Below are 24,987 nucleotides of genomic sequence, written 5' to 3'. Positions count from 1 at the left end.
ACTCAATGCATGCCAAAGCTTAAGATTCATTTACAATTGTGTTTCGCCCCCGTGGTTATTTTCAGTTAGCATAGAGGGGTCAGAGTCATAAAGGAGTGGATAATGTCCGCTAAGCCCTCAATATTTAAACGGATCTTTTCCACCTTGTGGAAGGTGGTGAATACCACACGCAAGGTGATCTTAAATCTATTCTTCTTCGGTTTTATCGCCCTATTAGTTGTGATCCTCGCCGGCGAGGAGAGCCCGACCGTCGAAGAGGGATCAGCATTGGTGCTGGATCTCTCCGGTAGCGTGGTTGAGCAAAAGCGCCAGGTGGATCCCATCGAGGCCGCCATGAAGAGTGGCAAAGGGGGCCAGAGTGATGGCGAGATCCTGCTCGCCGATCTGCTAAATGCTATCGATAACGCCGCCAGCGACAAGCGTATCTCCGCCATAGTGCTCGACATTGGTCACCTGAGATGGACGGGGATCAGCAAGCTACAGAGCATAGGTGATGCACTAAGTCGCTTTAAAGACTCGGGTAAGCCAATTATTGCCATGGGCAACTGGTATGGACAAAACCAATACTTCCTGGCGAGCTTCGCCGATACCATCTACCTCAACCCCCAGGGTTCGGTAGAGATCGAAGGCCTGAGCCGCTATCGTCAATATTTCAAGTCGGCACTGGACAAGCTCAAGATCAAGGCGCACGTCTTCAGGGTGGGTACCTTTAAGTCTGCGGTCGAGCCCTTCATGCGCGACGACATGTCTGAGGCCGCCAAATCGGCCAACCGCGAACTGCTGCAAGATATCTGGGATAGCTACGAAGCCACGGTCAGTGAGAACCGCGGCATCAAGCAGCAAGACCTCATGCTCAGCGCCGAGCGTTACCTTAGCGAACTCGACAAGGCCAAAGGCCGCTCATCACAGATGGCGATGAACCTTGGCTGGGTCGATAAACTCGCCTCCGCCGAGCAGTTCCGTCTGGATATGGTAGAGCAAGTTGGTAAGGCCAAAGAGGGTCACAGTTTCAAGCAGATTAGCTTCTATGACTACCAGAGCGTTATTCAACAATTCCCGCCTGTGCTGATGCACGATGCCGTCGGCATCATAGTGGCCAAGGGTAACATTCTCAATGGTCACCAGGCAGCAGGCCAGATCGGCGGCGAGAGCACCTCTGCCCTGCTACGTAAGGCCAGATTCGACGACAAGGTAAAAGCGGTCGTACTGAGAGTCGACAGCCCTGGCGGCAGCGCGTTTGCCTCGGAGCAGATCCGCCAGGAAGTACTGGCCCTGAAGGAGGCCAATAAACCTGTGGTAGTGAGCATGGGCACCTACGCCGCCTCGGGTGGCTACTGGATCTCGGCGAGCGCCGATTACATCTTTGCCACACCGACGACACTTACGGGATCTATCGGCATCTTCGGTATGATGACCACCTTCGAAGATTCATTGGCTGAGATCGGGATCCACACAGACGGCGTATCGACCTCTGGCTGGACGGCGTTTTCCAGCACCCAAGGGATCAGCGATGAGCTTAAGGCGATCATCCAGCGTCATATCGAGCGCGGCTATCAGGACTTTATCTCTCTCGTCTCTGAAGAGCGTGGCATGAAGCCCGAAGAGGTGGATAAAATCGCTCAGGGCCGTGTCTGGTCAGGCAAGCGCGCCCTAGACCTTGGCCTGGTCGATGAACTCGGCGATCTGCAGCAAGCCGTCACCAAGGCGGCCGAGCTGGCTAAGCTTGAGAAGTTCGACACCAAATTGATCGAGCAGGAACTCTCTCCCCAAGAGCTGTTCATTCAAGAGATGTTTGCCCAGGCGGTTAGCTATATGCCACAGAGCCTGTCTCAGAGCAGCCTAGTCGAGCAGCTGCTTGGTCAGGTCAGCAGCGTCGCCGAAGAGTTTAACGCCTTTGACGATCCAAAGGGCCTCTATCTCTACTGCGACAGCTGTAACTATTAATCGCTATCGCGACTCAATCACAATAAAGCCCGCCGATGCGGGCTTTTTTATTGGCGTCATCCTAAGTATAATCGCGCCAATCCTGCATCAATAAAGCTATCACTATAATGAAAAAGCCCTCCATCTATGTCGCCTACACAGGCGGCACCATAGGCATGCAAAAGACAGACAATGGTTTCGCCCCGGTACCAGGGTTTCTTACCGACTGCGTAAAGGCCATGCCAGAGTTTTTTCACCAGGAGATGCCAGACTTTGTCATCCATGAATACTGTCCCCTGATCGACTCCTCCAACATGGCGCCGACAGACTGGCAGATGATCGCCGAGGATATCAAGGCGAACTATGACAAGTATGACGGCTTCGTGATCCTGCACGGCACAGATACCATGGCCTTTACCGCCTCGGCGCTTTCTTTCATGCTTCAGGGGCTCACCAAGCCCGTGATCGTCACCGGCTCACAAATCCCACTGGCCCAGCTGCGCTCCGACGGCCAGACCAATCTGCTCAACGCCCTCTATATCGCTGCCAACTATCCTGTAGCCGAGGTATGTCTATTCTTTAACAACAAGCTGTTTCGTGGCAATCGTACCACCAAGGCCCATGCGGACGGCTTCGATGCCTTTGCCTCGCCCAACTTCCCTATCCTGTTAGAGGCGGGCATTAAGATCCGCCTCAAGGCGGGACGCATCTCAGATAGCAAGGCCAATACCCTCACGGTCAACAAGATCAGTCCGCAGCCAATAGGCGTGGTCACCCTCTACCCGGGGATCACTACTGAGATCATCGACAACATACTGCAGCAGCCGGTCAAGGCGCTGATTTTGCTCACCTACGGCGTGGGTAACGCACCACAGAATCCTGAGCTGCTCGAGTGTCTGCGTAGAGCCAACGAGCGCGGCATCATATTGGTGAACCTCACCCAGTGTCTGCAGGGTAAGGTCAACATGGGTGGCTATGCCACGGGCAATGCGCTGGCCAAGGCCGGGGTGATCAGTGGTTTCGATATGACGACGGAAGCCGCACTCAGCAAACTGCATTACCTGCTGTCGACCGAGCTTTCGGTAAGCGATATTCGGGTGCAGATGCAGCAAGATCTCTGCGGCGAGCTGACCGAAGACTAGCGAGGCCTAAAGGCGATAAGCTAAACAGCTTATTAGCCAACAGACGATGAATTAAAAAGCCCCTTATTAAAGGGGCTTTTTGCGCTTAGAGGTCTTGCTCTTTGAAGGCGGCGATACTCTCGCCCTTAAACTGACGTTTCAGTTCGGCCTTCGACAGCTCGTTCAGCTCACCCTGATTATTGATGGTGAAGTGATCCTTCTGATCTAACCTGCGAGCCTGATACATCATCACAAGTTGCAGGGTCGAGTCTCTCTGCTCATCAGACAGCACAGTGCCGTCTTCCCACTTGCCGAGTTCGACGGCGCTGAGTAATCGCTCATATACCTCTTGGGGCATATCATCGATCACCTTATTGATATCACTCATATACTCTTCCGTTTATGTAACACGATGCGGATTCTGGCTATCAGATAACCGATAAAGCCAAAGACGAAGCAGATGCCAGCGATATTGGCTCTGAGTCCCTCGGCGGGTTCGCCGCCCCAAAACCAGAGCACTACACCGGCGATAAACAGCGTCATCGCCAGAAAACTCTGATTCATCAACTGATTGGTGCGCTTAATATGACTGATCCGATTAAGCGACTCATTATCTCCCGACAGGCCGGAAGAACAGTGCGGGCAGCTCTTAGCCAAACTCGATATGCGCTTATGACAGCTTGGGCATTCTACTAAGGCCATCTCCCCTCCTATCTCAGCTTATCGACCACGGCCAGCATCGCCAGCAGTGACGCCTCGCCAAGGTAGATACAACGCTCAGGTGACCAGCCAGACATAGGATCTGGCATGTTGGCATTATCTTTAAACGGCATCTCTAGGGTATTAGAGAGACAGCCAAAGGTTTGCGCCACCCAGTTTGAAGCCACGGTAAGATTCGCCTGACCCGGTTCATCCTTATCGTAGCCAAATTCATCTTGAAAATCGGCACTGGCCATCAGCAGGGCCTTAACAAAATCGGCTTGCAGATCGGCCATCTTCTGGTTGTAACCCGGTACACCTTCGCAGCCAGCGAGGAACACATAAGGCAGGCCTTCGTCGCCATGAACATCGTAATAGAGATCGACGCCGGTTTCTTTCATCCGATTGACCACATGGTACACCTCTGGGCTCTTCTCTAGCGATGGACTCTGCCATTCGCGGTTGAGGTTAACCCCCTTAGCGTTGGTTCTCAGGTGGCCACGTACGCCACCATCGGGATTCATGTTAGGCACGATATAGAAGTTAGCCTTGTCCAGCAGCGCCTTGGCCGTTGGGCAATCGCCATCGAGCAGGTTATTCAGCAAACCTTCCACCAGCCATTCGGCCATGGTTTCACCCGGGTGCTGGCGCGCGGTGAGCCAGATCTTGGCTTTCTCTTCATTTTCATCACCCACCTTAACCAGGGTCATGTCGCGATCGTCTAAGGTTTTACCCAGATGCTCGATAGAGACTAAGGGATGGACCTGTACGGCGCTGAGCAGGTCTTGATGACGCTCGTAGCTATAGGGGGCGAAGTAGGCAATCTGGATCATCTCACAATCCAACTCTACCTCTATGGTCAGTTTGCCATCTTGATAATGCGTCGGCAGGCGAAACCATTGCTGTCGGTCGTAGGTTGCCGCAGCTTGATAGTCTTCCCAACCTTTGGTGTAAGAAGCCTGACCCGCGTTGATGATATTCAGGGTATAGCGCTGGCCCACTTCACCTTGCAGGCGAAAGTTAAACCACTGAAAAAACTCGCCCCCTTCATCGGGTCTAATGGCCAGTTGCACATTATTGATATCATCTTGGTTGATGACCTCAATATTACCGCCGTCAAAATTGGCACTGATTAGCATATCCATTCCTTCATTGAGTTAAGGCAGACGTCTTGGGTCTGCTGATCCCCTAAGGATAAACTAATTTGCCCCATTTTCGCAGCGCTTGCGCCAAATAAAAGCCAGATTTTTTGCTGTCAAAATGACTAGGGAAGGTGCGAACAAGTCGTCGCACAGCTCTGGCTTTGATAGCAGCGACAGTTCAAGGCATTCAACTGAGGGCATGCCGAGGCCTGCTGAAGTTGAATAACGCCGAAATGGTGTTGCTATCAAAGCCCCGCAGGGCGAGGCTTACAGCGGTATTTGCTGCGTTACAGTTCTTGCGAAGGACTAGGGCCATTCGCTGCAAACTGTGCCTAGCATCTATCCACTTTAAGCACACGCAGAGCAAGCAGCACAGCTCTGGCTTTGATAGCAGCGACAGTTCAAGGCATTCAACTGAGGGCATGCCGAGGCCTGCTGAAGTTGAATAACGCCGAAATGGTGTTGCTATCAAAGCCCCGCAGGGCGAGGCTTACAGCGGTATTTGCTGCGTTACAGTTCTTGCGAAGGACTAGGGCCATTCGCTGCAAACTGTGCCTAGCATCTATCCACTTTAAGCACACGCAGAGCAAGCACGGGACTTATTCGCACCTTCCCTAGGGCCCGTTGATCTTTGCCGTTTGTTTTTCGGCAGTTTGAAGGTGATTTATACAAGGCAGAATCAAGGCGGTTTTTTGGCTGCAAAGCAACCCGAGATAACGCAGTCAAACAGCCGACAAATGCAGATAGCGGCGGCTAAGGGAACATCTATATGCGTCCAACCGATATATGCGTCTAACTGCTTATGGCTGGAGATAGACTAAGCCAGGACACTGCGAGTCCAAGACAAAGCTAGGCCGCTCTGCTCTATTGCTCCAATGCTCCAATGCTCCAATGCTCCAATGCTCCAATGCTCGACTCGAGCATAAAGCACTGTTACAAAAAACTATAGACACAAGGACAAGACGCCAACAGCTTTGGCTCTCCCCCAAGTTAACACACAAGTTAGACCCGAAAGCTAAACAGGCCCTAGCAAAGAAAGCTGTAGCCTTGGCCTCTTACCGTATTGATGATGGTTTTTGGCAGGCTGATCTTGGCCAGTTTGCGCCGGGTGTTACTGATGTGCATATCCAGATTACGATCAAACTGTCCGAGATCTTTCTTTAACACACTACGCTGCAGTTCCTGTTTAGTGATCACCTCGCCCTTGCGATCGAAAAGGTATTTGAGCAGCTTGAACTCCGTCTGGGTTAAGGCGACACGTCTTTCGGCTACCTCGATGCTAAAGTCATTCTGATTAAAGTAGATCGCCTTTATCGGCAACGGCAGAACCTCGGTCAACTGGGACTTAGTGATGTCCGCGCGGCGGCGTAGCGCATCGATACGAGCCACCAGCTCGCGTACACTGACCGGCTTAGAGATAAAATCATCGGCACCGAGGCGAAATCCTTTTATCCGCCTCTCCTCTTCATCGGTAGCCGAGATGAGGATCACCGGCAGATTATCGCTGCGAGCCTGCAGAAAGGCAAAGCCATCCAGATGAGGCATCTCAACATCTAAGATAATGAGATCTATCGCCATTTTACCTAAGATCAACAGCGCTTCCTGGCCATTACTGGCACAATGCACCTGATACCCGCTGGCCATTAAGCCAAGATAAAGGATTTCGCGCGCAAAGGGATCATCATCAACGAGTAGCACTCTTTCCATTTAACAACCTTAATGATAACAATTATCATTAAGGTTACATTAACTCATCGAGCCAATCCAGTCCTTTATCTCACCTGAGGATAAAACTATGACCGACATCTCACAGGTGCTGTGACGAAGGGACAAAAAAGGCCCCTTTAGGGGCCTTAATCACTTGTCTATCTTACTTGAGCATCAGCTGACGAATGTACTTCACCGGCGCACTACCATAACTTAAGAACTGTTCGTGGAAACCTTTAAGGTTAAAGTCTTCCCCCTGTTTAGCCTTAAGTTCTTCGCGGAAATCATAGATCTCGCGATAACCCGCATAGTAGCTCGTTAGCTGCACCTGACTCAGGGTCGCGCGGCGCCATTTGCCCTCTGCTTCCGCCTGTTGTTGGAACGCCTCCTGAGTCATCAGCGCAATCGCCTCCTCTTCGGTCATCCCCTTCACCTGAATGCTGTAATCCAGAATCGTGTTGGCAATGACCCTCAGGTTCCACTTGTAGTACATTAGCCACATCTCAGGCTCGAAGTTACCATAGCCCTCTTCGAGCATCATACGCTCGGCATAAACGGCCCAGCCCTCGACCATGGCGCCGTTGCCAAATAGGCTCTTCACCAGACTCGGCGACTCATTGGAGTAGACCAACTGGGTATAGTGGCCAGGAATCGCCTCGTGAATATTGAGCACCTGCAAGATCCAATGGTTGTATTCTCTCAAGTAACTCTCTGCAGAAGCGTCGCTCATGCCATCGAGTGGCGTGACGTTATAGTAAGTGTTGCCCGTCTTCTCATAGGGACCAGGCGCGCTAATCGAGGCACCGGCAAAACCGCGCATATATTCTGGGGTTTCACGCACAACCAGCGGCTTCTTAGGATCTAGGGTGACCAGCTGCTTGTCGTTGACAAACTTTACCAACTCGGGGATCTGAGCGCGCACCTCGGTCACGAAGTCTTCACGTTTAACATGACGCGACGACAACTTATCAATCAGCTGGCGGGTTGCCACCTTAGTGTCGCTTGGCATCTGGGTATTGAAATATTTGCTCCACAGCTGCTTGGTGATCTTAGCCATCTCACCTTGGACTCTGGCCTTATCGGCAAGGGCCTTCTCATACAGCTGCTTGGCAGACATGCCCGATTGAATGTCAAAGGCAAACTTCTGCTCGTAGAGCGCCTCGCCAATTCTAAAGCTACGGGCGCCCTCTCTGGTTAGCTTAGCCTCAAGGCTAGTCAACCAGTCGATATGCTGGTTGATGGCATCGACCACGAGTTTGAAACGAGAATTGAACAGCGCCTTCTCATCATCGCTAAGACCCGAGGCGGCGACCTGTTTTAGCAGATCGTCGGAAAACACGCTGAAGGCACCACGGTTTTGCATGATGGCCAATTGCGTATGTTCCAAGGTCGGCTTATCGATATTCTGCCTTGCCGCCACATAGTAGGCCGGCACATTTTCCATACGGGACAAGAATGAGCGCAGACGCACGTCAAGCGGCGCAAAATCTTCGTTGATCAGCTGTGCAAAACCGCCCGCAACATTGTAATTAGCTGGGTTCCACTGCCACGACTTAAAGGTCTCTATCTCCCAACGGTCTTGCTTCAATAGGTTCTCGATAAGCTTATAGTCGATCAGCTCGCTAGGCGTGAGCTTATTCATGTCGAACCCATTGAGCAGCTTAAGTTGGGCATCGACGAAGGCTAGGCTCTCTTTGCGGCTTTGAGCATTTGGCACCTTAAGCACACCATCGTACTTGTGATAGCCACTATAGAGCGCCCAGGTAGGCGACTGTTGCCACAAGGCATCGATAAATTGCGTTGAAAACTCGCTAAAACTTAATGCCTGTACCTCTAGTGCACTAGCCCCTTGAGAATTTACCGATTCTGCCTGGTGTGTCTGACAAGCGGTTAAACTACCTAGCCCCAGGACGATGGCGGCAGCGATGATGCTTTTTTTCATGATGCTTCTTCCCTTGATTCTTATTATTAACGGCTGAAAATTTCCTGATGAATGCTTAGCTTAAACGGATCGCTATACGGCCTGCTTAGCTGTTGCTGTCATTGGAGATACTTAGCCGATACATGAGCTTAGCCCAGTTGGCCCATAGTAAATCACGTTGCCAAGCAAATTGCAGCAGCCAGACCAGATTAGACAAGCTTTGTTACAAAGCCGTTTGCTATGCTCATGGCTGACAATGCGATTTACGTCTCACCTCGACTAACGCCCTCCCCAATTGCCCGCCCCCATTCCAACGTTAGCTGTACATGGCATAGGCGTTTTTTGACAGAGGGCCGGTGGACACTACACTGAGTTTAGAGGCCTAACGAGGTTCGCCATGGTTAACAAAGCCCAGTCCAAACGCTCTTTTCATCATCAAGCAAAGCTGAAAATATTTTGCTCGAGCCTGATTGTAATCGGCACTATTCTCTCTATTGCCTTTTATAGCAACGCCAAGAGCGATCAAAATAATTCATCACAAAAGGGCAAGCCTAAGCTGGTCACCATAACCACTCAGCAGTGGGCGCCTTATCATAGTCAGGAAAGAGATTCGCAGGGCGTTGCCCATGAGAGCGGTTACGGGTTAACGGCACTCGATTGTGTCATGGCAAAAATAGGACAACCCTATAGGGTGATCTTCCTTCCCTGGGGCCGGGCACAAAATAGCGTCAAACAGGGAAAATATGACGCCTTCTTCTCCGCCTCTCGCAACGAATGGCGCGATCAATTTGCCGTACTGAGTAATACCTTCATTCAGCAGGAGTGGAACTTTTACTACCACAAGAATTATCGGATTCCGGCGAGCATAAATGAGCAAAAATCCAATACAGTATTTGGCGCGCGTATCCATTCTAATAGCGCCCATTGGCTGGCCAAGAATAAGTTTAAGCGGGTGAAAACGTTTCCGACGATCACCGAACTGGTTAAGTTGCTGGATGCCAAGCGTATAGATGGCGTGATGGAAAATGCCCTGCTATTTGAAGCCCAGGTGCGCCAGTCGCAACTGTCACTGGACGCCTTTGTGAAAAGGCCCAATATGCGCATCGATCTAGGCGTCTATTTTGGCAAGACTTTCTTGGCCAAGCACCCAGGTTTCCTCGAGCGCTTCAATCGCCATACACAGGCCTGTCGCTTCGACTACCAGTGATACTCAAATGCTTAAATACTCATATAGAAACTAATGTAAGCACTTATCTAAACACTTATCTAAAACATTTGCCTAAAACACTGCTACGCATACAATCTTACCGAGCCTCGCCATAGAAGCTTTGGCGTTACCCATGACCGTTCTGATAAAAACACCCTAACCCAATTAACGTGTGTGCATCTGAAAAAGCTATTAGGGTTAGTCTTTATGAGAACAGCACTAATGGGCGCCAGGCTTTAACTTAAATTCGGCCCAGATGGGATTGTGATCCGACGCGCCACTGGTGAAGGACTCAGCCATCATCAGGTTTAGGCCTCGATAATAGAGATGATCCAGAGGCAGGCCAAATACCCGATGGCGCTTGTCCTCCTCATACACGGCTTCCTTCAGCCTGAGTTGATGTGCCAGTTGCTCAATATAGGCCATACGCTGTCCGCGCCAGGTATTAAAGTCGCCGCCTAATATCACGGGGCCTTGATGCAGATTGATTTTCTGAACGATCTGCTGCCACTGGGCGCGGTAACTCTTTAACTGCCAGTCAAAGTTGATCCCATGCAGATTGACGACTAAGAGTGTCTGGCCGTTGGATAAGGGGTAGCGTGAGATAAGAGTCGATTTAGCGAAACGGATCCAAGGCTCTACCGCATGGTAGGCGCAGGCATCGCGCGCCTGCTCCGTGGCGAGATTCATCACACCAACCGGGGATTTTAGTAGGGAAAAGGCCTTAGCCATCACCAGATGCAGGCTCGAACCGTCGAGGTATTGATGGAATCCAGCATTTAACTTGGCTTCCTGCAACAGCATCAGCTCACTGCGTCTGGCCAGCGCAGTCAGATCCTGCTGCCAGCCCTTCTTTTGCTGTTTATAGATGTTCCAGACCCCCACCCTGAGTCGCCCTTCACTATCGAGCACCCGGGTACTCGGGGCGGTAACACATTGGGAGACAAATACAGGTTCAATCTCACTCATCATCACCTCAGGCTCGCCGTTAAGATAGGTCGCCACAGCCACATAGACAGCCGCAGATAGGAGTAATAATAGTAATGATTTTAACCACAGGCGTGGCAATCGCGTCGACTTGGCTGGCTTTTGACTCACAGGGTTACTCTAATAATTGATATAAACTGCCTTAAGGAGACAGTTTAAAATAGTGCTTTGGTACCAGCAGCTTAGCCTATATGATAGCGATCACGCTATAGTTAGCTTCATCGTCATTATCGAATCGTACTCAGCGAGTGCGATCTAGGCTCATACTGACATTATGGAAAATGTACATCAAATTCTCGCCATCGCAGGCGTATTCATCTATTGGTTGCTGCTCGGCGCCATCGCGCTGCGCCTGGTGGTTAAACGCCGCACCATAGGAGTCTCCTTCTCCTGGATACTGGTGATCTACTTTCTTCCACTGGTGGGGATCATCGCCTACATTCTGTTTGGCGAATTACACCTGGGGCAAACCCGGGCCAGTCGCTCCAAGGCAATGTTTAAGCCCTATGGTCAATGGTTCGCCGCGCTGTATCAACATCCTCAGCACACGCCAGAGCGTCAAAGCGATCACGCCAGAGCCATAAGCCAGCTGTGCGATACTCAGCTGGGAATCCCCTCTCTGAGCGGCAATCATCTGTGTTTGCAGCATACGCCCTCGGGCATACTCAACTCGATCACCCAAGATATCGACGCGGCGCAAGAGAGTGTCGTCATGGCGTTTTACATCTGGCATCCAGGTGGCTTGGCCGATGACGTTGCCAGAGCGGTAATCAATGCCTCCAAGCGCGGCGTTGCAGTGAAGATCCTGCTGGACGCCGCCGGTAGTCGCACCTTTTTTAATTCTCCCTGGCCGACTCAGATGCGCGCCGCCGGCGTAGAGATCTCCCAGGCGCTGAGTGTCAGCCCCTTAAGGATGTTTTTTAGACGTCTGGATCTACGCCTGCATCGCAAGATAGTCGTTATCGATAATCAAATCGCTTATACAGGCTCGATGAACCTGGTGGATCCCAAGTACTTTAAGCAGAGCGAAGGCGTCGGCCAATGGATAGATGTCATGGTGCGCTTAATCGGCCCCGCCGTGCCCTTACTAAGCACAGTTGCCGCATGGGACTGGGAGGTGGAAACCAGCGAGCGATGCTTACCCGAGCCGCCAGCCCTTCCTCAAGCGCCCACACAGGCCTATTCCCTAGTACAAGATTCTCTGGTACAGGTGATCCCCTCTGGGCCGGGCATGCCCGAAGAGGTGATCCACCAGGTGCTGCTGCAGAGCCTCTACCAGGCTTGTCGTAAGATAGTGATCACCACGCCCTATTTTGTCCCCAGCGAAAACCTGCTGGATGCACTGATCACGGCGGCCGCACGCGGCGTCGATGTTAACATCATCATTCCACAGAAAAACGATTCCACTATGGTCAAGTGGGCCAGCCGCTCCTTCTTTGCGGAGCTGCTTAGGGCTGGCGTCAAGATCCACAGATTTAGGGGAGGTCTGCTGCATACTAAATCTGTGTTGATCGACGATGAGCATTGCCTTATCGGCACGGTCAACATGGACATGCGCAGCCTATGGCTCAACTTCGAACTGACCCTGGCGGTGGACGATAAGGTGTTTGCCGAATCCTTAAGGGAGCTGCAGCAGGGTTATATCGACAACGCCGAGCAACTAGAATACAAGCGTTGGCAGCGCAGGCCTTTGTACCAGAGGGTGATAGAACACCTCTTCTATCTCTTTAGCCCCTTACTCTAATGCGCTAAAGACAGCTGAAATGAACCATTCGAGGCAACAAACTAAGGTGGCAAGCGGTAAGCCATGAGGATCCTATAGGCCACTTTCCCTAAAAAAACAGCACCTACAAAGAACTGACTAGCCAGAGAGACAAAAAAAGACCTGCCAGAGGCAGGTCTTTCTATTAACGCATAGGTCCAAGTCTGAGACTGGAGCTAAGACTAAGACTAAGACTAAGACTAAGACTAAGACTAAGACTAAGACTAAGACTAAGAGGAAGTCTAATCCTTAGCTCTGCTTCTTCACGAACTTAGATTTCAGCATCATCTGGCCATGGCCATCAACCTTACAGTCGATATCGTGGTCGGCATCGACAAAACGGTTGATTACCGCCTTAGTGCCCACTTTCAGGGTCAATGAAGTGCCCTTCACCTTTAGATCTTTAATCAGGGTAACCTTGTCACCCTCTTCTAGCAGGTTACCTACCGCATCCTTAAGGATGATCGCATCGGGATCGACCGCTACTTCGTTAGGATTCCATTCATGAGCACATTCTGGACAGATCAACAATGAGCCATCTTCATAGGCATAAGGTGACTCACATTTTGGGCATGGTGGAATTGTATCGCTCATAACTCTTTCTCTTTCATTAAAAGGTAAGGATCAGTCTGGGTATCGGGTCGCTCACTCGCCACCAGTACGCTTAGCACTGCTCACAATGATAATCGCATTATAATAAAATTATCATATCCAGGCCAGCTAAGAATCGGCAAATCCGATTCGACACTCCCTTAGCTAGACTTTAACCTTAGGATTCTTGGTCGGTTCGGCCTGACCATAGCTCACGCCATGTTGTTCCAGATAGCCACGGATCAGCTGTCTCACCACCTGAGATGGAGTAAGATCCTGTGAGGCACAAAGTTGTTCAAACGCCTGTTTCTTACTGGGGTCGAGTAACACGGTGAAACGTGCCGTCTTATTTTCCATGGGCTAGTCCTCGCACTAAAAACATTATCATTTGATTATAATCTTTATCCCCTTGCCTGCCTATAGCCAGGCGCATCCCTTTCTTAAGGCTTTAATCGGAGCATTCATTTCATGCGACGGGTACTACAGACTGCTTACACAGCTTTTAATAGCTTGTTCGACTGCCTGTTTTTAACAGCAGGAAAATGAGGAAGATAGAGAACAGAGGTTTAAGACAGACATAAAAAAAGACGCCCTTAGGCGTCTTTCTTATTGAATGTGGCGGTGAGTGAGAGATTCGAACTCTCGATACGTTGCCGTATACACACTTTCCAGGCGTGCTCCTTCAGCCACTCGGACAACTCACCGAAGCGTTGTGCAATGTCCAACCGGAATCACATCAACGGAGCGGTACTTTACGCAAATCACTAAACAGGGTCAAGCTAAAAAACTGTCTGCTCAGGCATTTGCGTAATAGATCGCCAATTCGCTGCATATCCGCCCTATTTGAACTTGCTAACCAGCTCAGACATGGCGCTCACGTCATTAAGCAACGACTCATTCAACTCACTGAGACGATCGGAGACTTCATGGGTATTGCGGTAGATGTCGCTGATCTTCATCGCGTTTTGGTTTACCTCTTCCGACACCGCCGATTGCTCATGGGTCGCCGCCGCGATCTGCTCGTTCATGCTGTCTATCACGCTTACCTCACTGACGATGCGCACAAGCTCCTCACCGGCGCGCTTGGACTCGACCACACTGATCTCCGCCTTGCTGCGTCCACTCTCCATCGCCTTAACCGCTATCTTAGCGCCTCGCTCTAGCCGCTCTGTCATGCTGCGAATATCTTCGGTGGAGGTTTGCGCCCTTTGCGCCAGGCTACGCACCTCATCTGCGACCACGGCAAATCCACGTCCCATTTCGCCGGCGCGGGCAGCCTCGATGGCGGCATTGAGGGCGAGTAAATTCGTCTGCTCGGCGATACCACTGATCACCCCAAGCACATCGACGATCCCTTTGATATCTTCGTCGAGGTTGTTGATCGCCTGCGCCGCGTCGGCGATCTCCAGTGCCAACTCGTTGATCGATTCAGCGGTGCGTCCTACCTCTTTACTGCCCTCCTGGGCTTCCTTGTTCGCCTGGGCCGAGGCTTCTGATGCCTGTACCGCATTTTGCGCTATCTCTTGCACCGTTGCGCTCATCTCTGTCATTGCCGAGGCAACCTGGTCCACTTCACTATGGCCAAGTGCGACATCTTCACGCATGGTACGCGCGCAGCCTTCCATCTCCTGGGAGGCGGTGAGCAGTCCCTGAGTGTTAGTTCTCACCATGCTGATCACTTTCTCGAAGTCGGCCATCATATGATTAAAGGCCGAGCCGAGTTGACCTATCTCATCTTCACCCGAAAGCTCGACTCGTACACTGAGATCATAATGTTTCTGGGACTCTGTCACCTTGTGATACAGGTGTCTGAGGGAGCCATGCAGATAGCGGCCAATAAACACCGACAGGAAGATCACCATGACACCCGAAACCAACATCAAGACGATAACAGTCACCATGAGCGACTTGGCGTTGGCAAGCGCATCACGGGTGTCACCCAAAAGTTGTTGAGACAATTGGCGTTCAAACTGTCGCAGGGCATTTATGCGGGCAGTAGACTTAGCAAACCAATCTGTGGAGCTCTGAGCGCTTAGCGCCGCGGGCTCCTGGCTCATCGCCTTGTCGCGCAGTGCCGTGACCGCCATGAAGGCTGGCGATGACGCGACTTGTCCATAGTCCGCACTCACCTTATCGTTAGCCAAGGCTAAGAAACGCTCCTGATAGGTGTTCTGCTCTGAGACCAGATTGACAAACTTGAGGAACATACCGGGTTTAAAGGCGCTGTTACCGAAGGTTGAGCTGAGCACCGCCCGCTCGATACCGGCACGCTCCTTCATCTGCAAAAAGGCGGCAAAACTGGCCGAGGCGACCGCGATCTGACGGCTAGCCCCTTGTTGACTGGTCTGATCGACGATCGCCAAGAGTAACCCATTGAGTTTGGTATAATAGGCTACCTCTTCGGGCACTGAAATGGTTAAGCTATCTACCTTGCGGCGCATATCGCTGAGCTGGTTAAGCATTTGATTCACCTGGCTCATCTGCTGGGCAAATGACTTAGGTAGCTCATGACTACTTATAAAGGCTTTGAAGTTATTGAGCTGCTCATCACTCAGCTGTCGCTGCTTTGGCAATTTATCGCCAAAGTTCTTGCCCTTAGAGCCGAGAAATCCGGCGCTCATGCCCCGCTCTTTCTGCAGTTCATGAACAAAATCGCTGTTCACAACCGCCAACTCGGACAGGGTCTCTACCTGACTCAGGCCTTGATGCAGCTGATATTGACCATAGACCACAAACAGACCGAAGAAGGTTGCCCCTAAAATGGGCGGCACTATCACCAGCAAAAGTTTGTTTCTTATATTGAGATCACTGATCCATTGCATATTCATCTTGCGTTATCCCTAACCACGGCGGGTTGATAGAGTGGCATTGCGTCACTTTACAGATCCGGCACAGACAAAAGCCTTATCCATTACCGTATTAACACTAGCATAAAAATCTGACGTTAAAATAAAAGTCATCTAAAAACATGCACTAAAGGCACAAATAAGATGACACTTATCATTTTTTACCATGCCTTAAACGGCCTCACAATGCCCATAAAGTCTAGTATGATTAGCCAGTCACCAACCGATAGGCAGTAAAAAAGCGCCTTAAAGGCGCTTTTTTACATACGAAGGCGCGTTTAGGCTCACAGCCTAGGCGTTACCTTTCACCTGCATGTTCAGTGTCTTGGCAAAATCCAGCATGCGGTCCAGTGGTACCAGAGCTCTGTCTCTGAGCGACTCATCGACGAAGATCTCATGTTGTTCTGAGCCATCGTTAATCAGCGCGGCCTCAATGGCCTTAAGGCCATTCATCGCCATCCAAGGACAGTGGGCACAGCTACGACAGGTCGCGCCGTTACCGCCTGTGGGGGCTTCGATCAGGGTCTTATTGGGTGCAGCCTGCTGCATCTTGTAGAAGATCCCTTTGTCGGTTGCCACGATAAAGGTGTCGTTATCTAAAGTTTGCGCCGCCTTAATGAGCTGGCTGGTCGAGCCAACGGCGTCGGCCATCTCGACCACGCTGGCCGGCGATTCGGGATGCACCAGTACCGCGGCATCAGGGTACTGCGCCTTTAACTGAAGTAACGCCTTTGCCTTAAACTCATCGTGAACGATACACTCGCCCTGCCACATCAGCATGTCGGCGCCGGTCTGCTTGGCGATATAGCTGCCCAGGTGACGGTCTGGTCCCCAGATGATCTTCTTACCCTGGCTGTCGAGATGCTCGACGATCTCCAGGGCGATACTTGAGGTCACTACCCAGTCGGCGCGCGCCTTAACGGCGGCCGAGGTGTTGGCATATACCACAACCGTATGATCAGGGTGGGCATCACAGAAGGCGCTAAAGGTATCGATAGGACAGCCTACGTCTAGCGAGCAGGTGGCATCCAGCGTCGGCATCAGTACGGTTTTCTCCGGGCTTAAGATCTTAGAGGTCTCACCCATAAACTTAACACCGGCCACGATCAAGGTCTTGGCAGGATGATCACGACCAAAGCGGGCCATCTCCAGCGAATCTGAAACACAGCCGCCGGTCTCTTCGGCCAGCGCCTGGATCTCAGGGTCTGTGTAGTAGTGGGCCACCAAGACAGCCTCTTTCTCCTTCAATAGCTGCTTGATGCGCGCCTTATAGGCCTGCTTCTCGCTATTACTTAGGGGAACCGGCTTTGCTGGAAACGGATACTGAATATTTTCGATGCTTGGTGCTACTTGACTCATGCTCAAACCAAAGAGTGGGACTAATTAGCGGCATTATACTTAATCTCACGCCAAAGATTAACTCTGGCGAAAAAAAAGAGCGCCAAAAGGCGCCCTTGTTTAATACAAAATGCATAAATTAGTGCATCGCCAGCAACATCTCTTGTGGCGACTCGAGATACTGCTTCCACAGGTTACAGAAGCGCGCGATGGTACCGCCGTCTATCACCCTGTGATCGCCAGACCAGCTAACCTGCATGATCTTACGCGCCTCGACCTCACCCTTATCGTTGAAGCGTGGTAGCGTCTGCAACTTACCCAGGGCAACGATGGCTACCTCTGGCTTGTTGATGATAGGCGTCGCAACCGTACCACCCAAGGCGCCAATGTTAGAGATGGAGATGCTGCCGCCCTTCAGATCGCTCGGGCTGACGCGGCCGCTACGGGCGTCTTTGGTCAGGCGAGTGATCTCGGCTGCAACCTCAAGGATAGATTTTTGCTGTACATCCTTCACGTTGGGCACCAATAGACCGACTTTAGAGTCTACCGCCATGCCTATGTTGTGTGACGCCAGGAAGGTCTGCTCGCTGCAATCCTCGTTCACGCGGCTGTTGATGCCGGGGAACTGAGTCAGCGCCAGAGACATCGCCTTCATGAAAAATGGCATCATGGTCAGCTTAAGATCGTCGCTTGAATAACGCGCCTTCATCGACTCGCGCAGTGCAACCAGCTCGGTCAAGTCCAGCTCTTCACAGTAGGTGAAATGCGGAATGGTCGAGACAGATTCTGTCATCATCTTAGCCATTACCGCCTTGACGCCGCGGATTGGCTCGACGCGATCGCCGGCTGATGGTGCCACAGCAACCACAGTCTGTTCGCTCTGATCCTGCACTTTAGCCGCCTTCGCCTTCACGGCTTCACCGCTACGGAAGCGCTCGACATCTTCCTTATAGACACGGCCATGTTTGCCAGAGCCAGGCACTAGGCTGAGATCGATATCATAGCTGCGCGCCAAACGACGCACCGCAGGACTCGCCAACGCCTTACCATTGCCGGCCGGGGCATGCAGCTCAACATCTTGGCTCTCATCTGCAGCAGTTACCGTATCGGCAACCGGCGCGGCTAAAGCGCCCTCTTCGCCCTCTACCTCGATAGAGAAGAGCGGCGTGTGCACCTGAGCCAGTTGGCCTTTACGGTAATGCAGCTTAACTACCTTACCGCTCTTGATTGCCGGGATCTGCACCAAGGCCTTGTCGGTCATCACATCGGCGATAGGCTGGTCTTCGACCACCATGTCGCCTTCCTGTACCAACCACTCGACCAATTCGCACTCGACAATCCCTTCACCGATATCCGGCAGCAAGAACTCTTCGACGCGTTTTCCGCCAGCACCTTGCTGTGAATCAGATTGAACGACCTGTGTATCGGCTGCCGGTTCGGCCGCCACTTCATCTGCAACCTCACCGTCAATTTCCACCGAGTAGAGTGGCTCATGAACGATGGCAATGTCGCCCTTCTTGTAATGAAGTTTTTTGATGACACCGCCGTGCACGGCGGGGATCTGCACCAGTGCCTTGTCTGTCATCACATCGGCAATGGGTTGATCTTCTGTAACGGTATCGCCTTCGGCAACCAGCCACTCGACCAGCTCACATTCCACCACGCCCTCACCGATATCGGGCAAAATAAAATCTTTAATCATGCCTGGGGCTCCTAGTATTTCATCGATGCTTTGATCGCTTCAAAGGTCTTGAGCGCATCAGGCATATATTCTTTCTCGTGGATCAGTGGATAAGGCGTATCCAAACCACACACGCGGCTAATTGGCGATTCCAGATAGAGGAAACACTCCTGCTGAATGGTTGCGGCGATCTCGCCAGCAAAGCCACCCGTCAGTGGAGCCTCGTGGTTGATGACCAAACGACCTGTCTTCTTCACAGAGGCCGCTACCGTATCGACGTCCCAAGGCGCCAGGGTACGCAGATCGATCACCTCACAAGAGATCCCCTTCTTGGCCGCCATCTTAGCCGCCTCTTCGACGATCTCCATCTGAGCGCCCCAGGCCAGCACGGTAATGTCAGTGCCTTGCTGAACCACCTCGGCCTTGCCTAGCTCTATCTCATAGGCTTCATCTGGCACCTCGCCCACGCTGGCGCGGTAGAGACGCTTAGGCTCGAAGAAGACGACAGGGTTCTTGTCGCGAATCGAGGCAAGTAACAGGCCCTTTGCTTGATAGGCATTACGAGGAACCACCACCTTCAGACCAGGCGTCTGGGTGAAATAGGCCTCGGGCGACTGCGAGTGGTAGTGACCACCGGCGATGCCGCCGCCATAAGGAGTACGATAGGTAATACCGCCTACTTCAAACTCGTTACCACTGCGGTATCTGAACTTGGCTGACTCGTTCACTATCTGATCGAACGCCGGGAAGATATAGTCGGCAAACTGGATCTCGGCGATAGCCGTCATGCCATTTGATGCCAGACCATTGGCAAAACCCGCAATCCCCTGCTCGGTCAGCGGCGTGTTGAAACAACGGTCGCGGCCAAACTTATCCTGCAGGCCAGAGGTGGCGCGAAATACCCCACCAAAATGTCCCACGTCTTCGCCGAAGATCACCGCCTTGTCGTCGGTTTCCATCGCAATGGTCAAGGCATCGTTGATGGCTTGTAACATATTAATCTTGGCCACGATTTAATCTCTCCCTGCGCTGCGTGGATAGGAATCAGGATATTTCTTGATGTGCTGCTTAAGCTCGGTCAGTTGCTGCTTGAGTCTCGGCGTCGGTTCGTCAAAGACATCTTCGATGATCTCGTCGATCTTAGGTGCCGGTAACTTCTCGGCGACCTTCACCGCGGCCAATACCTCTTCACGGTACTTGTCATACAGGGCCGCATCATCGTTTTCGGCGAGCCATCCCTTATTGATCAGCCACAGCTTGAAGCGCTTAACCGGGTCGTGCTGCTGCCACTTGGCCTCTTCGTCTTTAGAACGGTAACCAGATGGATCATCTGAAGAAGAGTGAGCGCCGAGACGATAGGTCATGGCTTCAATAAGCACTGGCTTGTTGTGCTCAAGCGCATAGGCTCTTGCCTGCTGCGTGGCCGCCATCACGGCTAACATATCGTTACCATCCACACGAATGGTGTGCATGCCATAGCCCACACCACGACTGGCGATGCCGTTACCGGCAAACTGCTCGTTGGTCGGCGTAGAGATGGCGTAGCCATTATTACGACAGAAGAAGATGGTTGGCGAGTTCAGCACCGCCGCCATGTTCAGGCCGGCGTGGAAATCGCCTTCAGAGGCGGCGCCTTCACCGAAATAGCAGATGGCAACGTTACGTTTGCCCTGCATCTTAAGGCTATAGCCGACACCTGTGGCCTGTGGGATCTGCGTGGCCAGTGGCGATGAGATGGTCTGATAATTCAGCGCCTCACAGCCGTAGTGGATCGGCATCTGACGGCCTTTACCCAGATCTTTCTCGTTACTGAACATCTGATTCATGAATTGCTCAGTGGTGAAGCCACGATAGCGGATCGCCGCGTGCTCACGGTACTGGGCTAGAATCACATCGTCTTGGTCCAGGGCGGCGACACTGCCGACGACGGCGGCTTCCTCACCAGTACAGGTCATGTAGAAGCTGATCCGTCCCTGACGCTGAGCGGCTAACATGCGCTCGTCGAGTACTCGTGTGAACACACAAGTATCATAAATTTTGGCAGCCAAATCCTGATCGATCACGGGTAACACAGCATTTTCAAAGGTGGTACCGTCGGCTTGAAGGATCTTCAGGATCGGGATCGATAATGAATCCTTATCGAGAAAACTGACGCGATGGACAGTCTCTGTATTGCTCGTTGCGTTGCTCATACTATTCTCTTATCAGCTGAGTTTTCTTGTTATCTGACTGCGAACATCCTAAGTTGTTCACTATTCTCTATTATGATGCGGCCTTAAAGTTACGTTAACGTAAACTACCTAGCAAGCTATCGCGGGGCGCGGCCGACAACTAGCTGTCCCCGCCCATGTATCGCTAGCTTTACAAGCCAGATACTAGACCACGCGATAATCTTTGGCAGGCACTAAACACAGCACGCTGCGCTGCCCAACCGGCACATTGGCATTGGGAAATACGATAGACTCAGATTCGGCCTCGACCTTAATCTCAGTCCCGCCATCCTTAGCCAATATATAACCCTTTGGAAACGCAGTAAAATTCTCTACGTCATCGGCAAAGGTGAAGCTAAAGTCGTCAAACTGCTTGTTGATGGAACGATTTACCTGATACAGGTTCACCTGACTGGCATCAAACTCGTCAAGTTCAAGATCTCTGCCGCTCACCAGACGAGTCAACATCTCCTTAACCGCGATAAAGCGGGTCATATCGTTCTGCCCCATAGGCATCACCTTGCCCAGCTCTATGGTAAAGGCGTGGGCCTGATAACCGTGGGCCGAGAAGTAACTAAAGGTGGTCGTAGGTTCGTGGTGGAACAGCACTGTCTTGATGCCGCAGGCGGCTAGGAACATGATCTGCTCACCGCTATAGGGCTCGCCATGAGGATAAGGGTAGATGGCAAACTTCTCATGCTTGGAGGCGCGAATCGCGGTATGCAGGTCGTAATGGAAGCGCTCGCCCCCTTGAGGCGCGGCGTTAAAGAAGCGATCCACATACTGCTCCAGCTTCTGGGCACGTAGACGCTCGGCGTTGATCAGGCCTTCGCCTCGAGAGTGAGCGCCGCTGAACAGACGATTGAGGTTTTCCTCGACGAAACGGGTGCCATTGAGGATGGCCGGCGGGTTACCGATTAAAAACAGCACGCGATGGGCCGCGATAAGGGTCTCGGACAACAGCGCAGTGATCAGCTGGTTGCATAACTCGATGGGTGCAGTCTCGTTACCGTGCACCGCAGAGGAGAGCACTATGCTCTTGGTTTGAGCATCTGTCTTAGACAAAGGCTCAAAGGCGATCACGCCGGTATCCCACACGGAAACCTGAGTGTGCTGCCCTAGGGTAAATTCGAACGGCGCCGCAAGGCTAACAGGATTGTCTAAGGTCAATTGCAAAAAGTCTTTCGACAACATCAGGGTGTCTTGCACAGAAAACTCCTTCATTCCATCGCCAAACCGGCGCACTTGCCTAGGCAAGCTTGCGGGGCGACTCCTTGGATTTATTAGCATTATTATCAATTGGCCAGCATAGTATCATTTAAGCGAACCCACGGCCACGCGGGCCAGTCATTCGGCGCATAATTTCCCTGTTGCATTCGTTAATCAGATAATACAGAATAGAGCCATCTGGCCGTCTAAACATCCAAATGAGATTTCACGGACAGGAATAATTAACAAAAAGCAATAAACATTGATAGGCTCAATCGATACGAGGTCAACCATGGCATTAGCAACATTTGGCGCAGGCTGTTTCTGGGGTGTAGAGTATTTTTTCAAGCAGATAGACGGTGTGATCTCTGCCACCTGCGGCTATATGGGCGGCGATGACAAGGCGACCAGCTATAAAGAGGTCAAAACGGGCACGACCGGCCATGCCGAGGTGGTTCAAGTTGAGTATGACGAGTCTAAGGTGAGTTTCGAGGATCTGCTGGCGGTGTTCTGGGGCAACCACAACCCGACTATGCTCAACATGCAGGGAGGCGATATCGGCAGTCAGTATCGCAGCGCCATCTTCTTCCACGATAAGCAGCAAAAATCCGAGGCCGAGGCATCAAAATTGGCCCTTGCCCGTAGCGGTAAGTGGGGAATAAGACCCATAGTGACCGAGATAGTGCCAGTGCTGACCTTCCATAAGGCGGAAGAGTATCATCAAAACTATCTGGAAAAGAACAACTTGCCTAGCTGTCACCTCACCTACTAGCGCTTGGTTATTCCCAGCAGTTCGATGCAAGTTACGCCCACAAAAAAAAGCCAGTGAATCACTGGCTTTTTTGATCTGTACTAAGAATTAAGATTCCATGGAGTAAGCGACTAAGGTTTATCCAAGAGCCTGTTAGTCTAACGAACTAGATCAACGAACTAGGTCAACAAATTAAGCCAACAGCCGCTCTATCATCTGCTGCGCCGCCTCAAGCACCTGCTCAAGATGCGCCTCGCTGACAAAACTCTCACCATAGAGCTTAAATAGCGCCTCAGTACCCGATGGCCGCGCCGCAAACCAGGCTTTTTCGGTCACTACCTTGATGCCACCGATAGCCGCGCCATTGCCCGGGGCATGGGTGAGCACCTCGAGGATGGCATCTCCAGCCATGGCTTCACAGCCAAGATCGCTGACATTCAGGGGCTCGCTCACCAACTGATTAAACTTAGCCTTACGCTTAGGATTAACCGGCGAGTCGATGCGTTTATAGAAGCTTTCGCCGTGACGCTCAACCATCTCGGCATAGAGCTTGGCCGGGGTCTTGCCGGTAACCGCCAGGATCTCTGCGGCCAGCAGCGCCAGGATAAAACCGTCTTTGTCGGTACACCAGCTACCGCCATCACGGCGCAGGAAGGCCGCGCCGGCACTCTCTTCACCGCCGAAGGCAAAGCTGGCATCGGCCAGGCCGTCGACAAACCATTTAAAGCCCACCGGCACCTCACACAGGGTGCGGCCCTGCTCGTGACAAACCTTGTCTATCATGGCACTGGAGACCAGGGTCTTGCCTATCTTGAGCGCGGCTGACCACTGCGGGCGATGAGACAGCAGATATTCGATGGCAACTGCCAGGTAATGGTTTGGGTTCATCAGGCCTGTGCCCGGACAGACGATGCCATGTCTGTCATAATCGGGATCGTTGCCGGCACAGATATCAAATGCATCCTGGTGCGCCAGCAGCCCCGCCATGGCATAGGGGGATGAGCAATCCATACGGATCTTGCCATCCTTATCCAGCGGCATAAAGCTAAAGGCGGGATCGATGCGATCGTTCACCAGTGTGATATCCAGCCCGTATTGCTCGGCTATCTTGGCCCAATAGTGGATCCCTGAACCACCGAGGGGGTCGACTCCGATGCGAATGCCGGCATGCTTGATAGCCTGCATGTCGATCACCTGCTCGAGATCGCCGACATACTCAGCCATCAGATCCCGCTCGACGATCAGCCCTGTTTTTAGTGCTACCGAGTAATTGAGGCGTTTCACCCCTTCGAGCTGCTTGGCCAGATAATCGTTTGCACGCTGCTCGACCCAGGCCGTAATACCGCCTTCGGCGGGACCACCATGGGGAGGATTATATTTAATGCCACCATCTTGGGGCGAATTATGGGACGGCGTGATGATCAGGCCGTCGGTGAGCGGTGCGCCCTGGCCGCGATTAGCGGCTATGATGGCATGTGACACCACTGGGGTCGGCGTATATTCATCAGCTTTAGCGACGATCACCTGAACGCCGTTGGCGGTTAACACCTCAAGCGCCGTGACATAAGCCGCCTGCGACAGTGCATGGGTATCTATGCCCACTATCATGGGGCCTTTTATCCCCGCCTCAATGCGGTGATCCACTACAGCCTGCACGATAGTCAGGATATGTTTCTCGTTGAAACTCTTGTTAAAGGCACAGCCTCTGTGACCCGAGGTGCCGAAGGTAACCTTCTGCGCATCTTTGGTCACATCCGGTGAGAGCCGATAATAGTGGCTCATCAGTTTAGGAATATTAACCAAGTCCCTTTGTTGTGCAGCTAAACCTGCTCGCTCGTGTAGCGCCAAAATGTACTCCTAAGTGATGGGTAGATTGAACCTCAGTATGCCGA

20 protein-coding genes and 1 tRNA gene are annotated in these 24,987 nt (G+C 52.0%); 5 read left to right on the top strand and 16 right to left on the bottom strand.

What is annotated here, in order from left to right:
* The first annotated feature begins 102 nt into the window (after nucleotides 1–102).
* Complete coding sequence (gene sppA, locus L1D47_RS10315) at nucleotides 103–1,944, top strand: signal peptide peptidase SppA (protein ID WP_239884609.1); 1,842 nt, start codon at nucleotides 103–105, stop codon at nucleotides 1,942–1,944.
* A gap of 107 nt (nucleotides 1,945–2,051) precedes the next feature.
* Nucleotides 2,052–3,065: an asparaginase gene (ansA, locus tag L1D47_RS10310; protein WP_239884607.1), complete on the top strand. Its 1,014-nt coding sequence runs from the start codon at nucleotides 2,052–2,054 to the stop codon at nucleotides 3,063–3,065.
* 85 nt (nucleotides 3,066–3,150) lie between these two features.
* Here the strand turns inward: ansA and L1D47_RS10305 are convergent, their stop codons facing one another.
* From L1D47_RS10305 to L1D47_RS10285, 5 genes are all read right to left on the bottom strand, one after another.
* Entirely contained in the window at nucleotides 3,151–3,432 is a 282-nt protein-coding gene (locus tag L1D47_RS10305) for a DUF1315 family protein (RefSeq protein WP_041511286.1), read from the bottom strand.
* Nucleotides 3,429–3,746 (bottom strand): hypothetical protein, encoded by a 318-nt coding sequence (locus L1D47_RS10300; protein WP_041511287.1) that lies wholly within the window; start codon nucleotides 3,744–3,746, stop codon nucleotides 3,429–3,431. The genes L1D47_RS10305 and L1D47_RS10300 overlap by 4 nt, the downstream gene beginning before the upstream one ends.
* An 8-nt stretch (nucleotides 3,747–3,754) precedes the next feature.
* On the bottom strand, nucleotides 3,755–4,882 hold the full coding sequence (locus L1D47_RS10295; RefSeq protein ID WP_239884605.1) for a M14-type cytosolic carboxypeptidase: 1,128 nt from the start codon (nucleotides 4,880–4,882) through the stop codon (nucleotides 3,755–3,757).
* 1,029 nt (nucleotides 4,883–5,911) lie between these two features.
* A complete protein-coding gene (locus L1D47_RS10290) occupies nucleotides 5,912–6,592 on the bottom strand; it encodes a response regulator transcription factor (RefSeq protein WP_041511289.1) in 681 nt (226 codons plus the stop codon).
* Nucleotides 6,593–6,755: 163 nt separating this feature from the next.
* The gene (locus L1D47_RS10285; protein ID WP_239884603.1) at nucleotides 6,756–8,534 is read right to left on the bottom strand and encodes a DUF885 domain-containing protein; all 1,779 of its coding nucleotides are present in this window, start codon (nucleotides 8,532–8,534) and stop codon (nucleotides 6,756–6,758) included.
* A gap of 376 nt (nucleotides 8,535–8,910) precedes the next feature.
* Here L1D47_RS10285 and L1D47_RS10280 point away from each other — a divergent pair, with 376 nt between their 5' ends.
* Nucleotides 8,911–9,720: a transporter substrate-binding domain-containing protein gene (locus L1D47_RS10280; RefSeq protein WP_239884602.1), complete on the top strand. Its 810-nt coding sequence runs from the start codon at nucleotides 8,911–8,913 to the stop codon at nucleotides 9,718–9,720.
* A gap of 219 nt (nucleotides 9,721–9,939) precedes the next feature.
* Here L1D47_RS10280 and L1D47_RS10275 read toward each other — a convergent pair whose 3' ends face one another.
* Nucleotides 9,940–10,818 carry an endonuclease/exonuclease/phosphatase family protein gene (locus L1D47_RS10275; RefSeq protein WP_239884600.1) on the bottom strand — a complete coding sequence of 293 codons (879 nt, stop codon included), beginning with the start codon at nucleotides 10,816–10,818 and terminating at the stop codon, nucleotides 9,940–9,942.
* Nucleotides 10,819–10,981: 163 nt separating this feature from the next.
* Here L1D47_RS10275 and cls point away from each other — a divergent pair, with 163 nt between their 5' ends.
* The gene (gene cls, locus L1D47_RS10270; RefSeq protein ID WP_239884597.1) at nucleotides 10,982–12,451 is read left to right on the top strand and encodes a cardiolipin synthase; all 1,470 of its coding nucleotides are present in this window, start codon (nucleotides 10,982–10,984) and stop codon (nucleotides 12,449–12,451) included.
* Between the two features lie 267 nt (nucleotides 12,452–12,718).
* Here cls and L1D47_RS10265 read toward each other — a convergent pair whose 3' ends face one another.
* From L1D47_RS10265 to astE, 9 genes are all read right to left on the bottom strand, one after another.
* On the bottom strand, nucleotides 12,719–13,063 hold the full coding sequence (locus L1D47_RS10265; protein ID WP_011865729.1) for a zinc ribbon domain-containing protein YjdM: 345 nt from the start codon (nucleotides 13,061–13,063) through the stop codon (nucleotides 12,719–12,721).
* 162 nt (nucleotides 13,064–13,225) lie between these two features.
* The gene (locus L1D47_RS10260; RefSeq protein WP_033540539.1) at nucleotides 13,226–13,417 is read right to left on the bottom strand and encodes a ribbon-helix-helix domain-containing protein; all 192 of its coding nucleotides are present in this window, start codon (nucleotides 13,415–13,417) and stop codon (nucleotides 13,226–13,228) included.
* 259 nt (nucleotides 13,418–13,676) lie between these two features.
* Nucleotides 13,677–13,764: transfer RNA gene (locus tag L1D47_RS10255), tRNA-Ser, on the bottom strand.
* Between the two features lie 135 nt (nucleotides 13,765–13,899).
* Nucleotides 13,900–15,888, bottom strand: a complete 1,989-nt coding sequence (locus tag L1D47_RS10250) for a methyl-accepting chemotaxis protein (RefSeq protein WP_239884595.1) — start codon at nucleotides 15,886–15,888, stop codon at nucleotides 13,900–13,902.
* A 309-nt stretch (nucleotides 15,889–16,197) separates the two neighbouring features.
* The gene (nadA, locus tag L1D47_RS10245) at nucleotides 16,198–17,265 is read right to left on the bottom strand and encodes a quinolinate synthase NadA (protein WP_239884593.1); all 1,068 of its coding nucleotides are present in this window, start codon (nucleotides 17,263–17,265) and stop codon (nucleotides 16,198–16,200) included.
* Nucleotides 17,266–17,383: 118 nt separating this feature from the next.
* On the bottom strand, nucleotides 17,384–18,946 hold the full coding sequence (locus tag L1D47_RS10240) for a dihydrolipoyllysine-residue acetyltransferase (RefSeq protein ID WP_239884591.1): 1,563 nt from the start codon (nucleotides 18,944–18,946) through the stop codon (nucleotides 17,384–17,386).
* 11 nt (nucleotides 18,947–18,957) lie between these two features.
* A complete protein-coding gene (locus L1D47_RS10235; RefSeq protein WP_041511297.1) occupies nucleotides 18,958–19,935 on the bottom strand; it encodes a transketolase C-terminal domain-containing protein in 978 nt (325 codons plus the stop codon).
* A gap of 3 nt (nucleotides 19,936–19,938) precedes the next feature.
* Nucleotides 19,939–21,117 (bottom strand): thiamine pyrophosphate-dependent dehydrogenase E1 component subunit alpha, encoded by a 1,179-nt coding sequence (locus tag L1D47_RS10230; RefSeq protein WP_041511298.1) that lies wholly within the window; start codon nucleotides 21,115–21,117, stop codon nucleotides 19,939–19,941.
* A gap of 183 nt (nucleotides 21,118–21,300) precedes the next feature.
* On the bottom strand, nucleotides 21,301–22,344 hold the full coding sequence (gene astE, locus L1D47_RS10225) for a succinylglutamate desuccinylase (protein ID WP_239884619.1): 1,044 nt from the start codon (nucleotides 22,342–22,344) through the stop codon (nucleotides 21,301–21,303).
* Between the two features lie 292 nt (nucleotides 22,345–22,636).
* On the opposite strand from astE, the gene msrA reads away from it, so the two are divergent.
* A complete protein-coding gene (gene msrA, locus L1D47_RS10220; protein ID WP_239884588.1) occupies nucleotides 22,637–23,116 on the top strand; it encodes a peptide-methionine (S)-S-oxide reductase MsrA in 480 nt (159 codons plus the stop codon).
* A 171-nt stretch (nucleotides 23,117–23,287) separates the two neighbouring features.
* Here the strand turns inward: msrA and pgm are convergent, their stop codons facing one another.
* Nucleotides 23,288–24,943: a phosphoglucomutase (alpha-D-glucose-1,6-bisphosphate-dependent) gene (pgm, locus tag L1D47_RS10215; RefSeq protein WP_239884586.1), complete on the bottom strand. Its 1,656-nt coding sequence runs from the start codon at nucleotides 24,941–24,943 to the stop codon at nucleotides 23,288–23,290.
* Between the last annotated feature and the right edge of the window lie 44 nt (nucleotides 24,944–24,987).

The organism is Shewanella sp. Isolate7, from assembly GCF_022398425.1.
Classification (GTDB): domain Bacteria; phylum Pseudomonadota; class Gammaproteobacteria; order Enterobacterales; family Shewanellaceae; genus Shewanella.
The sequence above is the reverse complement of the archived record's forward strand: the minus strand, read 5'-3'. Positions and strand labels throughout refer to the sequence as shown.

Excerpts from the sequence above, each read along its gene's own strand:
- L1D47_RS10250 (WP_239884595.1), bottom strand. The coding sequence starts at position 15,888 with ATGAATATGCAATGGATCAGTGATCTCAATATAAGAAACAAACTTTTG.
- L1D47_RS10280 (WP_239884602.1), top strand. The coding sequence starts at position 8,911 with ATGGTTAACAAAGCCCAGTCCAAACGCTCTTTTCATCATCAAGCAAAG.
- ansA (WP_239884607.1), top strand. The coding sequence starts at position 2,052 with ATGAAAAAGCCCTCCATCTATGTCGCCTACACAGGCGGCACCATAGGC.
- cls (WP_239884597.1), top strand. The coding sequence starts at position 10,982 with ATGGAAAATGTACATCAAATTCTCGCCATCGCAGGCGTATTCATCTAT.
- L1D47_RS10285 (WP_239884603.1), bottom strand. The coding sequence starts at position 8,534 with ATGAAAAAAAGCATCATCGCTGCCGCCATCGTCCTGGGGCTAGGTAGT.
- L1D47_RS10260 (WP_033540539.1), bottom strand. The coding sequence starts at position 13,417 with ATGGAAAATAAGACGGCACGTTTCACCGTGTTACTCGACCCCAGTAAG.
- nadA (WP_239884593.1), bottom strand. The coding sequence starts at position 17,265 with ATGAGTCAAGTAGCACCAAGCATCGAAAATATTCAGTATCCGTTTCCA.
- L1D47_RS10295 (WP_239884605.1), bottom strand. The coding sequence starts at position 4,882 with ATGCTAATCAGTGCCAATTTTGACGGCGGTAATATTGAGGTCATCAAC.
- L1D47_RS10290 (WP_041511289.1), bottom strand. The coding sequence starts at position 6,592 with ATGGAAAGAGTGCTACTCGTTGATGATGATCCCTTTGCGCGCGAAATC.
- L1D47_RS10240 (WP_239884591.1), bottom strand. The coding sequence starts at position 18,946 with ATGATTAAAGATTTTATTTTGCCCGATATCGGTGAGGGCGTGGTGGAA.
- sppA (WP_239884609.1), top strand. The coding sequence starts at position 103 with ATGTCCGCTAAGCCCTCAATATTTAAACGGATCTTTTCCACCTTGTGG.
- L1D47_RS10300 (WP_041511287.1), bottom strand. The coding sequence starts at position 3,746 with ATGGCCTTAGTAGAATGCCCAAGCTGTCATAAGCGCATATCGAGTTTG.
- L1D47_RS10305 (WP_041511286.1), bottom strand. The coding sequence starts at position 3,432 with ATGAGTGATATCAATAAGGTGATCGATGATATGCCCCAAGAGGTATAT.
- msrA (WP_239884588.1), top strand. The coding sequence starts at position 22,637 with ATGGCATTAGCAACATTTGGCGCAGGCTGTTTCTGGGGTGTAGAGTAT.
- L1D47_RS10265 (WP_011865729.1), bottom strand. The coding sequence starts at position 13,063 with ATGAGCGATACAATTCCACCATGCCCAAAATGTGAGTCACCTTATGCC.
- L1D47_RS10230 (WP_041511298.1), bottom strand. The coding sequence starts at position 21,117 with ATGAGCAACGCAACGAGCAATACAGAGACTGTCCATCGCGTCAGTTTT.